Source organism: Pseudomonas marvdashtae (assembly GCF_014268655.2).
Taxonomy (GTDB): Bacteria; Pseudomonadota; Gammaproteobacteria; order Pseudomonadales; family Pseudomonadaceae; genus Aquipseudomonas; species Aquipseudomonas marvdashtae.
On sequence record NZ_JABWQX020000001.1, the window covers coordinates 2,390,971 to 2,404,803 of the forward strand.

Below are 13,833 nucleotides of genomic sequence, written 5' to 3' on the forward strand. Positions count from 1 at the left end.
GCGAGCCCTCGTGAGGTCATGTCCATGTTCAAGTTCCCTCCGCGCTATGTGCCCGACAACAAGGTACTGGCGCTTGATCCTCCTTACTTCCCCGCATGGACCTTTCCCCTGCTGAACGAGCCCCATGATGCCGGCATCCCGGCACGGGCAGTCGAGGGGGGGCTGCGCTGTATCGTCGATCCCTGGGGGAGCATGGACGTCGGCGATGAGTTCAAGCTGTACTGGAAGGACACCACAGCACCTGTGTGTAGCATCACAATTGATGCGGATCAGAAGAACAACCGCCTGGTTTTCGACATCGATGAGAGTCATATCCTCAATGGCGATGCGTCTCCGGTGTACTACACCGTCAAGCGCATCAGTCAGGATCCCGAGGAACCGGATACGAAGTGGAACCTGCTGGTCAAGCTTGACCGACCCGGCGGTTTCGATGATGACCAGGCAACCCCGGGGCACTCCGGCCTGCTCTATTCCATCCCCCAGGACATCATCGACCACGGCGTTGGATCCGGCGATGCGGCGGCGGGGGTGCCAATCACCATCAAGCCCTACGAAAACATGCGTCGCAATGACCGGATCAACCTGGCCTGGGGCTCCAAGAATGTCTACCACACGGTGCTCGATGGCCAGGTGGACAAGGAAATTATCATCCCCGTTTCCAAAGAAATCATTGAAGCAGCCGGTGATAGCAACGGAGTCGCCATCGCTTACCAAGTGGTGGACGTGTGCGGGAACTACCCGGGCGGCGCCTCGACCTGGTCAGCGGTGACTAAGCTGCTGGTCGATCTTGGCAACAACCGCCTTGAGGCGCCGCTGGTACTGGTCGGTGGTTTTCCCGTCGAGGAAATCGACTTGGAGGTGTTGGCTGGTGCCGATGCCATCGTCCGCGTCACCCCCAACAGAACCGACCACGCTGTTGGCGATACCTTGCGCATGACTTGGATCGGTACCCCCGCCGAGGGGACGGCAGTGATCGTAGGCCCCTTGGATCTGCCCGTCACAACGATCCCAAGCTACTGCGATTTCACCATTCCGTATGAGTATGTCGCCGCTATCGCCAAGGGCCGGGCCTCGGTGAACTACGTGCGCATCCGTAGCGGCGAGGCCGATCGCCCTTCCAAAAGCGCGGCGGTGACCGTGATCGGTGAGTTCCGCCGGTATGTGGCCCCCAATATCAACGAAGCGGTGGGAAACACCCTCGACCCGGCGCTGAATTTCTACACCATCAGTGTTCCCTATTATGCGGGACGTAATCCGGGGGACGAACTCTTCATCGTTTGCGAAGGGCGAACCGCCAGCGGCGTTCCGACTTACTACGACAACTATGCCAGCGTGGGCGATGAGGCGGTGGGTGCACCGGTACCGGTCAATTTGCCCAAGGCGGAAGTTCAGCGCCTGGATGGCGGTTCGCTCACGGTTTACTACAGCGTCAATGGTCAGCCGCCTTCGGATGAGTTGACCCTGTCGGTGGGCGTCGCGGCGCCCTCGCTGGCTATCCCGACGGTCGTGGAGGCCGATGCGAACGATGTGTTGAATCCGGACGATGTCAACCCCGCCATTGGTGCCAATGTCATCGTGACTTACACCCAGACCTTGCCCGACGACAAGGTCGTCTTGCACTGGCGCGGTTCGTCAAGCAGCGCACCGGATGCTTCCAGAGACCTGACGGCGAACACGGCGGGCAAGCCAGTGCCCTTTACCGTGCCGTTCACTTATGTCAGTGGCAACCTGAACGGGACGGTGGACGTCAGCTATGCCATCACGCGAGGGATAAACCTGGTGGGCAAATCCATCGTCCGGAGCCTGAGAATTGGTGGGGGCCTGGACCTCATTGCTCCAAGCGTCAAACAGGCCACCGGCAGCGCGCCGACCCAGCAACTCAACCCGGTGGCGGCCAAGGACGCCCTGACCGTGGTGATTCCGGATTACGGCGTCCAGCCGGGCGATAAGGTCAGCGTGACCTGGGCCGGTGCTGCTGGGGACGGTTCTCACATCACACCGGCAGGCGATTTGCCTGCCAATCAAGAGATTGCACTTCCGGTTCGCATGATCGCCTACAACTTGGACCGTTTGGTGACGGTCACCTACACCGTGATCCAGAACGGCAGCGAGTTGCCGCCGTCGGATCCGCTCAGCCTGACTGTGCAGACACTTATTCAAGACGATCTGCTGGCCGCCAAGCCGAGAATCCTGCAAGCCGCCAACAATGGCGAAGGGCCGGAACTGGATGTGGCGACCTTAACAGTCGGCGCCACCATACGTATCGATAACTGGCCGCTTATTGCCCAAGGCCAGTACGTTTGGCTGCGTGTGAAGGGCATAAAAAAAGACGGAACGAACTACGAACGCACGCTATGGCAAGCACCTGGCAGCCGAGTGTCCAGTGGATGGGTTTCAGATGGTTACGCCACCAACACCGTGCCACTGAGCGATTTGCGTGAGCTGCGTGATGGCAGTACGCTCACGGTGGAGTTCAAGACCACCTTCAATCAGAGCACTGATGAAGGTCAGGCAATTACCTTTCCGCTGCGGACTTATACCGTCAAGGCAATTGAGTTGATAAAGCCGGTTATCAGCTCAGTGAAAGGCCAGTCCAGCAATGCCGACATCCCCAACGGTGGCAACACCGTCGAAACCTCGGTGATTCTCAGTGGCACGGCCACGGCGGGCATGAGCGTCGAGATCTTCGACGGCACCACTTCCAAGGGCACCGCGGACGTGAGCGCCGCCGGCGACTGGAGCAAGCAAGTCACCGGACTGGCCGTGGCCGAGCACCGCTTCACCGCCAAGGCGCTGTATGGCAGCGAGCTGATCTCGGCTGTCTGGGTCGTAACAGTGGCTCGGGCCCTTGGGATCCTTGTCGGCTATTACCCTTTTTGCCATGCTGCCAGTCCCGACGGGACCCATGTGTACGTAACTGTTCCTGACAGCAAGTCAACTGCCATCGTTAGTACTGCGAACAATTCCGTAGTCAAGAGGATTGCTCCGTTCGAATCAGGAAACCTTCTGGGAACGGTTGCCGTTGCCCCCAATGGGACACGCGCCTACATTGTGAATGGTAAATGGAATTCCCGCCGAAACATCGTGCAGATAGTCGATACCTCGACCCAATTGGTAGTTGACCAAATAGAGATAGATCCAGCTCGTACAATGTATGAAATGGCGGTAACGAGAAACAGTAGTTATTTATATGTATACACTTCCGGCTATATATTGGTTTATGACACCGCTACACATGCTTTGATCAAAAGCATTTCCTTTTACGGCCACAGCGGGCACACGGTCATGAGTCAGGTTGCTGATCGCGCTTATTGCGTCGGTTGGCAATCGGGAAGCGGAAAAAGTATTTTTTACGTCATTGATACGCTGAATCACACTGTGATTCATGATCTGTCTTCTGGCTTGCCAATCTATGTCCACCGCATTGCGCTCAGTCCAGATGGAACGAAGGCCTATATCATCCATTCTGGGATCGACATACTTCAGGTCTTCGATATCGCGACAAACCAAATTGTCAAGTCCGTGAGCCTGCCAAGCGATGGCAAGGGGGCGTTTTACGGGCTTGCTGTCACTCCCGACGGCGCTAAGCTTTATATTTGCAGGGGGAGGCGCCGTGAGATAATGGTTTTCGATACGCGGACGCAGACACTCCTTTCGAGCATCGTCATCCCGGATGAGATAGACGGCACAGGCGCAACGTCCATCACGCTGAACGGGGTCGGTACGTCGGCATATATTTCGATGAGTGAAGGACTCCATCTTGGATATATTTCTCTCGTCTGAAGTACATTCAGCAATTGATCGAGCTTGGCGAACCGAGCGCTGGATAACCTCGAATCGCGTAGCTGCCATCATGTCCCGTGGCGAAGGAGTTATGTGCCGCTTATAACAGGCTGCACTGCATCGAAAACCCCAACGCCACCGACTGCCCTTGCTCCAGCAAACGCAACCCCGGCCGCCCGGGCAAGTGGTGGGCATTGACCGGGTGGCTGACCGGTTCGATGCAGAAAAAGTCCAGCCCGACGGGGCAGTACAGCAGGAAGTATTTGCTGCCGCTGGCGCGGCATTCCAACTCATAGCCCGTGCGGGCGGTGCGTGGAAAATACGGATGCAAGCCCAGCCCATGCCAGGCAGGCTGTTTGGCTGTGTGGGTAACGAGCATGGCGATCTGCAGTTGGCCGCCACTGAGGCGAATCCGCAAGCTGGCGCAGTAGGCGAACGGGTGCAGGCTGTCGAGTTGCAGCAATGCTTCCTGGCCGCTTTGCTCGATCACTTGCCACGGTTGCTGCCAGGCGCTGCCATGGATCGGAAACGGGTCGTTGGGGCTGTTGGCTTCCAGGGCCAGCCAGCCACCGGGGCAATCGAAACCGCCCTGGGCGATCCGGTTCGACCAGGGAATCAAGGGGAAACAACCCAGCTTGCCCGGCAGGCCATTTTCCAGCGCTTGCGGGGCGGGCGGACGCAGCAGCGGGGCGCCGGTGCTGCGCAAGGTCCATTCAACGAGACTGGCGCCCAAGTGCGGGGCCAGATCATCCTGCGCGACCCGGTCAGCGGCGTGCTGTGCGGCGGGACCGAACCCCGGGCGGATTCACACATTGCCGTCTGGTGAGAGCTGCCCCACAGGTTTGCTATTACCGCCCATGCCAGCCCAATTGACTGGAAATCTGTTGGCTGGCATGCATCAGCTGCTTGACGTAATCCTGCTTCAATTCTTCCCTGAAGCGAAAGCACGGGAATGAAACGCTCATCCCGCCGATCACGTGGCCAAAACGGTCGCGGATCGGTGCCGCCAGGCAACGCATGTTGTCTTCGAACTCTTCGTGATCCTCGGCATAGCCTTGCTGGCGAACAATTTCCAGTTCCTGCAGATACGCCTCGACGGTGGTCAAGGTATTGGCTGTGCGACGCTCGAAACTTTCCTGCTCAAGGTGCGCCAGCAACTCGTCTTCTTCGAGCCAGGCCATCAGCACTTTGCCAATGCCCGTGCAGTACAACGGCGCCCGGCGGCCGATGCGCGAGTACATGCGCAGGTTGTACTTGGAGTCGATCTTGTGCACGTAGACGATGCTGCCTTCGTCGAGAATCCCCAGGTGGACGGTCTCGCCCGTCAACTCGTTGATCCTGCGCATCCCGGGCTCCGCCTCCCGGACGATGTCCAAGTGGGGCAGGGCCTGGGCACCCAGTTCGAATAGCCGGACGCTGAGACGATAGCGATCTTCGGCATCCTGCACCACATACCCACGCGCCTTCAGCGACTGCAGGAAGCGGTAGACCGTGGCCTTGGACATGTCCAGTTTGGTGGCGATTTCCGAAACGCCGCTTTCTTCCGGATGTTCGGCCAGCGCTTCGAGCACGGCCATGGTCCGGCCGACCGCCGACACCAGATCGTTGTTTGGGATGACGCTGTTGTCCATGAAGGCTCCAACGTAAAAGTAAAACCCAAGGATATACGCAAGCAGAACAAAACGCTGTTTCATTTTTGCTTGACGAGGCGAGAAATCTGACTAGACTCGGGCCTTGAGATAAAAATGAAACGCCGTTTTAAAAACAACAAAGGCGCGTAATGATGGATGTAACGCTTAACCACGACCCGCAAACCCGTTTCGACCGTTCGTTGAAAGTGGCGCTGCTGGGTGAGTGCATGATCGAGATGCGCGGTGAGCCGGGTGCGGCAATCACGCAAACGTTCGGTGGCGATACGCTCAACACCGCAGTCTATTTGGCACGATTGAGCCCACGGACGACGATCAGCGTGGATTACCTGACGGCGGTCGGCAGCGACGCGTTCAGCGACGCGATGCGCCAGTCCTGGCTGGACGAAGGTGTCGGTGACGGCCATGTCCGGGTGATCGAAGATGCGTTGCCAGGGCTGTATTTCATCCAGACCGATCCACAGGGCGAGCGGCGTTTTCTCTATTGGCGTGGGGAAGCGGCGGCACGGCGCATGTTCGACGGCCCCGAGGCTGAGGCCATGCTTGATGCGCTGGCCGATTACGACTTCGTCTACCTGAGTGGCATCAGCCTGGCGATCCTCACGCCAGAAGGGCGCGCACGCCTGATCCAAGCCTTGCAGGCAGCTCGCCGAGCCGGCACGCGCATCGTCTTCGACAACAACTACCGTCCCCATCTATGGCCCGATCCCGAAACGGCTCGGCAGGCCCACCGCGACCTGTTGCGCCTGACCGACCTGGCCCTGATCACTTGGGAAGACGATGTCCTTTTGTTCGGTTATCGCGACGCGGATGCCTTGTTCATTGATTACGCCCAAGTGGGAGTCGGCGAAGTCGTCCTCAAGCGTGGCGCCGCCAGCTGCTTGATCCAGTGCCCCGCCGGGCGTTTCGAAGTGCCCGCGCAAACCGTCACCCGTGTCGTCGACACCACCGCTGCCGGTGATTCATTCAGCGCTGCCTACCTGGCCTGCCGCCTGCGTGGCGGCGATCCGGAGCAGGCTGCCCGTTGGGGCCATCGCCTAGCGGCCCAGGTCGTCCAATACCGAGGTGCGCTGATTCCCCAGGCGGCCATGCCGACCATGGGCGCGTCCTCACTTCCTTCAGTTGCACAGGTCTGACTTTATGAAAATCGTTGAAGCGCGCGTCATCGTTACCTGCCCGGGCCGCAACCTGGTCACTTTGAAAATCGTCACCGATGAAGGGATCTACGGCATTGGCGATGCAACGCTCAATGGCCGCGAACTGGCGGTGGTGGCTTATCTGGAGGAGCACGTCCTTCCTGCGCTGATCGGCCGCGACGCCCACCGCATCGAGGACATCTGGCAGTACCTGTATCGCGGCGCGTATTGGCGCCGCGGGCCGGTGACCATGACCGCCATCGCCGCTGTCGACGTCGCACTCTGGGACATCAAGGCCAAGGCCGCGAACATGCCCTTGTACCAGTTGCTCGGTGGCAAGAGCCGTGAGCGGGTGATGGTCTACGGGCACGCTACCGGCAAGGACATCGAGGGGTGCCTGGACGAAGTCGCCCGTCACGTCGAGCTCGGCTATAAAGCCGTGCGGGTGCAATGCGGCGTGCCCGGCATTGCCACCACCTACGGCGTCGCCAAGCGCAGCGGCGAGCGCTATGAGCCGGCCGACAGTGACTTGCCTGCCGAACACGTCTGGGACACCGCCAAATACCTTAACTACGTGCCCAAGCTGTTCGCCGCCGTGCGCGAACGCTTTGGTGACGACTTGCACATTCTTCACGACGTGCACCATCGCCTGACGCCCATCGAAGCCGGGCGCCTGGGCAAGGCGGTGGAACCGTACAACCTGTTCTGGCTGGAAGACTGCACGCCGGCTGAAAACCAGCAGAGCTTCCGCCTGATCCGCCAGCACACCACCACGCCGTTGGCCGTGGGCGAGGTGTTCAATTCCATCCATGACTGCCGGGAGCTGATCCAGGAACAGTTGATCGACTACATCCGCACGACGCTGGTGCATGCCGGCGGCATTACCCATGTGCGGCGCATTGCCGATTTCGCCGCGCTGTTCCAGGTGCGCACGGGCTTTCATGGGGCCACCGACCTGTCACCGGTGTGCATGGGCGCGGCCCTGCATTTCGATACCTGGGTGCCCAACTTCGGCATCCAGGAACACATGCCTCACGAAGAGCGCATCGATGAAGTCTTCCCCCATGCCTATCGCTTCGAGGACGGCCACTTCACGCCGGGTGAAACACCAGGGCATGGCGTCGACATCGATGAAGACCTTGCCCGCCAATACCCCTACAAGCGCGCCAGCCTGCCGGTCAACCGCCTTGAAGACGGCACGCTGTGGCATTGGTGAAGCGGTTCCAACTATTTGAGGAAAACGGGGCGAACGTCCCGTCAGGAGTGACCCGATGAAAGCGTTCCAGGTAAGAGCACCCTTCGAGTTCGGGCTGGCCCAGGTCGACCGCCCCGAGGTTGCCCATGGCGAGGTCCAGGTCGATGTGGCGTATGCCGGCATCTGTGGCTCGGACATGCACATCATTCATGGGCAGAACGCCTTCGTGCGTTTCCCCCGTGTCACCGGCCATGAGTTCTCCGGGGTGATCCGGCAAGTCGGTGAAGGCGTCGAGCACCTGCAGGTGGGCGACCGGGTGTGCATCGATCCGGTGATCAGTTGCGGGACCTGTTACCCCTGCCGTATTGGCCGGCCCAACGTCTGCACGCGGCTGCAAGTGATCGGCGTGCACCGCGATGGCGGCTTCAGCGAGCAGGTCTGCGTGCCAGCCGAGAACGCCCACCGCTTGCCCGATTCGATGTCCCTGAGCCACGGCGCCCTGGTCGAGCCTTATTCCATTGCGTTGAACGTGCTCGACCGCATGCAGCCGCATCCGGGCGACAGCGTGTTGATCTACGGTGCCGGGGTGATCGGCCTGACCTTGGTGCAAATGGCACGGGCGCTGGGATTGACCGATATCACCGTCACCGACGTGATCGACAGTCGCCTGGAAACGGCGCGGGCATTGGGCGCCAGCCGGACCCTCAACGGCCAGCAAGTGGATGTCGAGGCCACCATGCGCGAACTGACCCAAGGCGAGGGCGTGCCATTGATCGTCGATGCCGCCTGCATTCCAGCACTGATGCCGCAGATGGTGCGACTGGCCTCGCCGGCCGGGCGCATCGGATTGCTGGGTTTCAATGCCACGCCCAGCGATCTTGTGCAGCTGGAAATGATCAAGAAAGAACTCACCTTGGTCGGTTCGCGCCTCAACAACCGCAAGTTCCCCCAGGTGATCGAACTGATCGCCAGTGGCAAGTTGCAGGTCCAGGACCTGATCAGTCATCGCGTCACCTTCGACGAAATGCCCGGCGCCATCGACCTGATCGAAAAACACCCCGAGCAAACCCGAAAAGTGCTGGTGGAGCTGACGAACGCCCATCAGTGAGCCGTCGGCGCCACCGGTTTCACCGTGCCTGTCATGGGCACCCTCACCGAATAAACACAACAAGCGGGAGGTTCCACCATGTTTGGTCAAGGACGTAGCTTAATCATCATCATGCTGTTCCTGGCCGGGGTCATCAACTACCTCGACCGGTCGGCATTGTCTGTGGCGGCGCCTTTCATCCAGAAGGACTACGGTCTGAGCACGGGTGAGATGGGCATGATCTTCAGCAGCTTCTTCGTCGGTTATGCCGCCTTCAACTTCATCGGTGGCTGGGCCGCCGACCGTTACGGCGCCAAGACCACGTTGCTGCTGGCCATGGTCTTGTGGTCGTTGTTCAGCGGTCTCACGGTGCTGACGGTGGGCTTTGCTTCGCTGGTGCTCATCCGGATCCTGTTCGGCATGGGCGAAGGCCCGCTGAGCGTCACCACCAGCAAGATGGTCAACAACTGGTACACCCCCAAGCGTAGGGCTCGAGCCCTGGGTGCCTCGATGTCCGGCACGCCGCTGGGCGGGGCGATCTCCGGTCCGGTGGTGGGCTTTATCGCTGTCACCTACGGTTGGAAAGTATCGTTCATCATCATTATGTTGGTCGGTCTGATCTGGGCGGCGGTCTGGTACAAGTTCGTCAAGGAGAAGCCTGAAGGCGAGGGCGCCGAGGACATTCTGCGGGCCGAGGGACAGAGTGAACTGGCGTCGCAACCGGTGTTCCCGCTGCGGTTCTACCTCAAGCAACCGACCGTGCTGTTCACCTCCCTGGCGTTCTTTTCCTATAACTACACGCTGTTCTTCTTCCTGACCTGGTTCCCCAGCTACCTGACCATGGCCCATGGCCTGAACGTCAAGGACATGAGCATCGCCACGGTCATCCCTTGGCTACTGGGTTTCCTCGGGCTGGCACTGGGTGGGTTCATTTCCGACTTCGTGTTCAAGAAGACCGGGCGGATCATGTTCTCGCGCAAGGTGGTGTTGGTGACGTGCCTGTTGGCCTGCGCCGGCTGCATCGGCGTCGCCGGGGTGGTGAAGACCTTGTATCCGGCCGTTATCCTGGTGGCCTTGGCGGTGTTTTTCCTCTATCTCACCGGGGCGATCTACTGGGCGATCATCCAGGACACCGTGCCTGCAGCGCGGGTAGGCGGGGTCAGCGGCTTCATGCATTTCCTGGCCAATACCTCGGGGATCATCGGGCCGACCTTGACCGGCTTCATCGTGCAATTCACCGGCTCGTTCACCAGTGCTTTCCTGCTGGCGGGCCTGCTGACGATCATCGGTGCACTGTGTGTGGCGCGTTACGTCAAGCCGCTGGCGGTGGCGGGTGTCGCACCGCAGGCCGACGGCGGCGCCGAGCCACGTCCAGCGCTGAATCATCCCTGAAAGGAGGACGCCCATGTCGCTCATCCAACGGATCCCCGCCACGGGCCAGCCCAGTGAAATCGGGATCGTGCACCTGGGCCTGGGAGCCTTTCACCGGGCTCATCAGGCGGTGTACCTGCAACGCCATCTCAATCGCCACGGCACGAGCGAGTGGGGGCTGTGCAGTGCCAATATTCGCTCCAACCGCACCTTGGTCGAGCAGTTGCGCGACCAGCAAGGCCGCTACCACGTGGCCGAGTACCTCGACAGCGAGCAGGTGGTGCTGCGGGAAATCAACGTACTGCGCGAAGCCTTGTACGCCGGTGCTGGCGCCAATGAGCTGGAGCAGCTGTTACAGCGCATGGCCGCGTCGCAAACGCGGATCGTCACGCTTACGGTCACTGAAAAAGGCTACTGCTTGAGTCCGTCCTCCGGGCAATTGCGCAGCGAAGATCCATTGATTGCCCATGACATCGAACACCCACACGCGCCGCGTTCGGCTCCCGGCATTGTCCTGGAGGCGTTGCGTCGCCGTCGCGCCGCCGGCGTTCCCGCCTTCACCGTGTTGTGCTGCGACAACATGCCCGACAATGGCCAGCGCACCCGCCAGGCGGTCAGCGCGTTGGCGGCGCTGCAAGATCAAGCGTTGGCGCAATGGGTCGAGCAAGAAGTCGCATTCCCCAGCTGCATGGTCGACCGCATCGTGCCCGCCATGGACGACGAATCTTTCGGTCGGCTGGAGCAACAACTGGACTGTGACGATCGCGCGGCGGTGGTCTGTGAAAGCTTCAGCCAGTGGGTGATCGAAGACAATTTCCCCCTCGGCCGTCCGGACTGGGAAGTCGACGGCGTGCAGATGGTCGACGACGTGCGCCCGTTCGAAACGATGAAGCTGCGCATGCTCAATGGCAGCCATTCGTTGTTGGCCTACGTGGGGCTGCTGGCGGGCCATGAATCGGTCTTCGAAGCCGTCAGTGATGGGCGGTTGGCGGGCCTGATCGGACGCTACATGGCCGAGGAAGCCGCGCCGACCCTGGACATGCCGGCAGGCATCGATCTTTCGGTGTATGCCAACGACCTGCTGGCGCGTTTTGCCAACGACAGCCTGCAACATCGGCTGCGCCAGATCGCCATGGACGGTTCGCAGAAACTGCCGCAACGCTGGTTGCTCGGCGCGCAGCAGTTGCTCGACCAGGGGCGCGGCATCGACTGCACTGCGCTGGGCGTCGCGGCGTGGATTCACTACTGCACGCAGCCGCTGCCCGGTCGTGCGGCGCACGTGGTCGACGATCCTTTGAGCGCGACCTTTGCCGATCTTGCCGGACGATTCGACGGCGCGGCGCGGGTGGACGCTTTTCTTGCCCTGGACGAAGTCTTCCCGCCAGCGCTGGTGGATGACCCGGCGTTTCGCGAGGCCGTACACCGCGCCTACGGCGCCTTGGCCCGAGACGGCGTCGATAGCCTGTTGCACAGCTTTGCCACACCCAACTGACAAAAAGGAAAACAACATGGAACAGACATGGCGTTGGTTTGGCCCCAAAGACCCGATTTCCCTGGCGGACGTTCGCCAGACCGGTGCGACCGGCATCGTTACCGCGTTGCACGAAATTCCTAATGGTCAAGTGTGGCCGGTGGAGGCTATCGCGGCGCGCAAACAGATGATCGAAGCGGCCGGCCTGAGCTGGTCAGTGGTGGAAAGCATTCCGGTGCACGAAGACATCAAGCGTGGCTGTGGGCGGCGCGACGAGTACATCGCCAACTACCAGCAAAGCGTGCGCAACCTGGCGAGCTGCGGCATCGATATCGTCTGCTACAACTTCATGCCGGTGTTGGACTGGACCCGTACCGACCTTTTCCATGAGCTGGCGGATGGCGGCTGGGCATTGCGTTTCGATCAGACCGCGTTCGCCGCCTTCGATCTGTTCATCCTCCAGCGCCCCGGTGCGCAGGCCGAGTACAGTCCCGAGGATATCCAGCAGGCCAAGGCGTACTCCGAGCAACTGACGCCAATTGAGCGCGAAACCTTGGTCAACACCCTGATCGCCGGTTTGCCCGGCGCCGAGGAACATTACAGCCTGGACAACTTCCGGGACTTGCTGCGGACCTACGCCGACATCGACGAAGGCAAGTTGCGTGAGCACCTGGAGTATTTCCTGCGGGCGGTGATCCCGGTCGCGGAGGAGGTGGGCGTGCGCATGGCGATCCACCCGGACGATCCACCCCGGTCGCTGCTCGGCTTGCCGCGCATCCTCTCCACTGCCGCAGACGCCCAGTGGCTGCTGGACGCCGCGCCAAGCCCGGCCAACGGCCTGACGTTCTGCACCGGTTCCTATGGCGTGCGTGAAGACAACGACCTGGTGGCAATGGCCAAGCAGTTTGCGCCATACATCTACTTCACCCACCTGCGCTCGACTCGCCGGGAAGCCGACCCGCGCAGCTTCCATGAAGCCCATCACCTGGATGGCGACGTCGACATGGTGGGGGTCATCAGTGCCTTGGTGGCTGAAGAGCGCCGGCGCGAGCGCGAAGGCGGCCCACGCTTGCCGCTGCGCCCAGACCACGGCCATCAACTGCTCGACGACCAACAACGCAAAAGCAACCCCGGCTATTCATTGATCGGCCGCCTCAAAGGCCTGGCGGAAATCCGCGGCGTAGAACTGGCCGTGCGTCGACAGTTGGGTTAATCAGGAATACAGGGCTTTCAGGTACTGAGCGCTATTGTGGCGAGGGGATTTGATCGTTCCCACGCTCCTGCGTGGGAATGTCGCCAGGGACGCTCCGCGTTCCGCTTCTGGGGCGTGACGCAGAGCGTCACGGGATGCATTCCCACGCAGAGCGTGGGAACGATCAAGCGTCTTCCGGCCCCAGCGCTTGCAGCCAGCGGTTCTCCGAGCAGTTGAGATGCTGGCGCATCGAGGTCTGGGCGCCGAACACGTCCTTGTTGGCGAGGGCGTGCAGGATCGCCTCGTGCTCGGCGACCGCGGCTTCCCATGTCTGGGTGTTTTCCGAGTGTTTGCTCAGGTGAGCCGAAATCGGCGTGTGTCGTTCATCGAACAGAGCCGTGATGATTCGAACCAACGCGGAGTTGCCGCTCATTTTGGCCAAGTGATGATGGAATCTACGGTCATCCTCCAGCGGCGGCTGGCCGTTGGCGATGCTGGCGCGCATGGCGTCGATGCACGCCTGTAGGTAGCGATAGTCGCTTTTCTTGCCATGCAGGCACGCCAGGACGACCGATTCGCCTTCGATCAGGGCGCGCGCCTGCATCAGTTCCGAGGGGCTCTCGCCCAAGGTCATGCTGCGGTTTTTTCCGCTCTCGGGCCTGGCTCGCACGTACACGCCGGAGCCCATCTTGATTTCAATTTCACCGTCTATCTCCAGGGCGATCAGCGCCTCGCGCAGCGAGGGCCTGGAAACCCCCAACAGCTGGGTCAGATCACGTTCGGGTGGAAGCCTGGAACCCGTTTTGAAATCCCCCTGGGCGATGTAATTGCGCAGTTGATCGGCGATTTTCTGATACGGCTTTCGTTCGGCGGTGTTGATCGGTGAGGCCATGGGCTGGTGTCCATCGGATAGTCCGCAAAGGCTACCATAGGCTTGCTTGGGGTAAGT

At 60.7% G+C, this 13,833-nt stretch carries 10 protein-coding genes and 1 pseudogene; 8 read left to right on the forward strand and 3 right to left on the reverse strand.

The window, feature by feature from the left end:
• Positions 1-24: 24 nt before the first annotated feature.
• A complete protein-coding gene (locus tag HU742_RS10885; RefSeq protein ID WP_186642492.1) occupies positions 25-3,783 on the forward strand; it encodes a YncE family protein in 3,759 nt (1,252 codons plus the stop codon).
• A gap of 100 nt (positions 3,784-3,883) precedes the next feature.
• Here the strand turns inward: HU742_RS10885 and HU742_RS10890 are convergent, their stop codons facing one another.
• Positions 3,884-4,528: an aldose 1-epimerase gene (locus HU742_RS10890; protein ID WP_186642949.1), complete on the reverse strand. Its 645-nt coding sequence runs from the start codon at positions 4,526-4,528 to the stop codon at positions 3,884-3,886.
• Between HU742_RS10890 and HU742_RS26785 the strand changes: the two are divergent.
• A pseudogene (locus HU742_RS26785) lies at positions 4,520-4,609 on the forward strand (hypothetical protein); the annotation flags it as partial. The gene HU742_RS10890 and the pseudogene HU742_RS26785 overlap by 9 nt on opposite strands.
• 22 nt (positions 4,610-4,631) lie before the next feature.
• Here HU742_RS26785 and kdgR read toward each other — a convergent pair.
• Entirely contained in the window at positions 4,632-5,414 is a 783-nt protein-coding gene (gene kdgR / locus HU742_RS10895) for a DNA-binding transcriptional regulator KdgR (RefSeq protein WP_186610562.1), read from the reverse strand.
• A gap of 152 nt (positions 5,415-5,566) precedes the next feature.
• Between kdgR and HU742_RS10900 the strand changes: the two genes are divergently transcribed.
• The 6 genes from HU742_RS10900 to uxuA all read left to right on the forward strand — a co-directional run bounded on the left by HU742_RS10900 (position 5,567) and on the right by uxuA (position 12,905).
• The gene (locus tag HU742_RS10900; protein ID WP_186642493.1) at positions 5,567-6,568 is read left to right on the forward strand and encodes a sugar kinase; all 1,002 of its coding nucleotides are present in this window, start codon (positions 5,567-5,569) and stop codon (positions 6,566-6,568) included.
• A 4-nt stretch (positions 6,569-6,572) separates the two neighbouring features.
• On the forward strand, positions 6,573-7,784 hold the full coding sequence (gene manD / locus HU742_RS10905) for a D-mannonate dehydratase ManD (protein WP_186631641.1): 1,212 nt from the start codon (positions 6,573-6,575) through the stop codon (positions 7,782-7,784).
• Between the two features lie 55 nt (positions 7,785-7,839).
• On the forward strand, positions 7,840-8,871 hold the full coding sequence (locus tag HU742_RS10910) for a Zn-dependent oxidoreductase (RefSeq protein ID WP_186642494.1): 1,032 nt from the start codon (positions 7,840-7,842) through the stop codon (positions 8,869-8,871).
• 78 nt (positions 8,872-8,949) lie between these two features.
• Positions 8,950-10,242, forward strand: a complete 1,293-nt coding sequence (locus HU742_RS10915; protein WP_186631647.1) for an MFS transporter — start codon at positions 8,950-8,952, stop codon at positions 10,240-10,242.
• Between the two features lie 13 nt (positions 10,243-10,255).
• Positions 10,256-11,713 carry a mannitol dehydrogenase family protein gene (locus HU742_RS10920; protein WP_186642495.1) on the forward strand — a complete coding sequence of 486 codons (1,458 nt, stop codon included), beginning with the start codon at positions 10,256-10,258 and terminating at the stop codon, positions 11,711-11,713.
• A gap of 16 nt (positions 11,714-11,729) precedes the next feature.
• Positions 11,730-12,905: a mannonate dehydratase gene (gene uxuA, locus HU742_RS10925; RefSeq protein ID WP_186631652.1), complete on the forward strand. Its 1,176-nt coding sequence runs from the start codon at positions 11,730-11,732 to the stop codon at positions 12,903-12,905.
• Positions 12,906-13,068: 163 nt separating this feature from the next.
• Here uxuA and HU742_RS10930 read toward each other — a convergent pair whose 3' ends face one another.
• Positions 13,069-13,776, reverse strand: a complete 708-nt coding sequence (locus tag HU742_RS10930; protein ID WP_186642496.1) for a FadR/GntR family transcriptional regulator — start codon at positions 13,774-13,776, stop codon at positions 13,069-13,071.
• Positions 13,777-13,833 lie beyond the last annotated feature (57 nt).

What these genes read in the sequence shown, in the direction of transcription:
- HU742_RS10885 (WP_186642492.1), top strand. Translation starts at nt 25, where the DNA reads ATGTTCAAGTTCCCTCCGCGCTATGTGCCCGACAACAAGGTACTGGCG.
- kdgR (WP_186610562.1), bottom strand. Translation starts at nt 5,414, where the DNA reads ATGGACAACAGCGTCATCCCAAACAACGATCTGGTGTCGGCGGTCGGC.
- HU742_RS10900 (WP_186642493.1), top strand. Translation starts at nt 5,567, where the DNA reads ATGGATGTAACGCTTAACCACGACCCGCAAACCCGTTTCGACCGTTCG.
- manD (WP_186631641.1), top strand. Translation starts at nt 6,573, where the DNA reads ATGAAAATCGTTGAAGCGCGCGTCATCGTTACCTGCCCGGGCCGCAAC.
- HU742_RS10910 (WP_186642494.1), top strand. Translation starts at nt 7,840, where the DNA reads ATGAAAGCGTTCCAGGTAAGAGCACCCTTCGAGTTCGGGCTGGCCCAG.
- HU742_RS10915 (WP_186631647.1), top strand. Translation starts at nt 8,950, where the DNA reads ATGTTTGGTCAAGGACGTAGCTTAATCATCATCATGCTGTTCCTGGCC.
- HU742_RS10920 (WP_186642495.1), top strand. Translation starts at nt 10,256, where the DNA reads ATGTCGCTCATCCAACGGATCCCCGCCACGGGCCAGCCCAGTGAAATC.
- uxuA (WP_186631652.1), top strand. Translation starts at nt 11,730, where the DNA reads ATGGAACAGACATGGCGTTGGTTTGGCCCCAAAGACCCGATTTCCCTG.
- HU742_RS10930 (WP_186642496.1), bottom strand. Translation starts at nt 13,776, where the DNA reads ATGGCCTCACCGATCAACACCGCCGAACGAAAGCCGTATCAGAAAATC.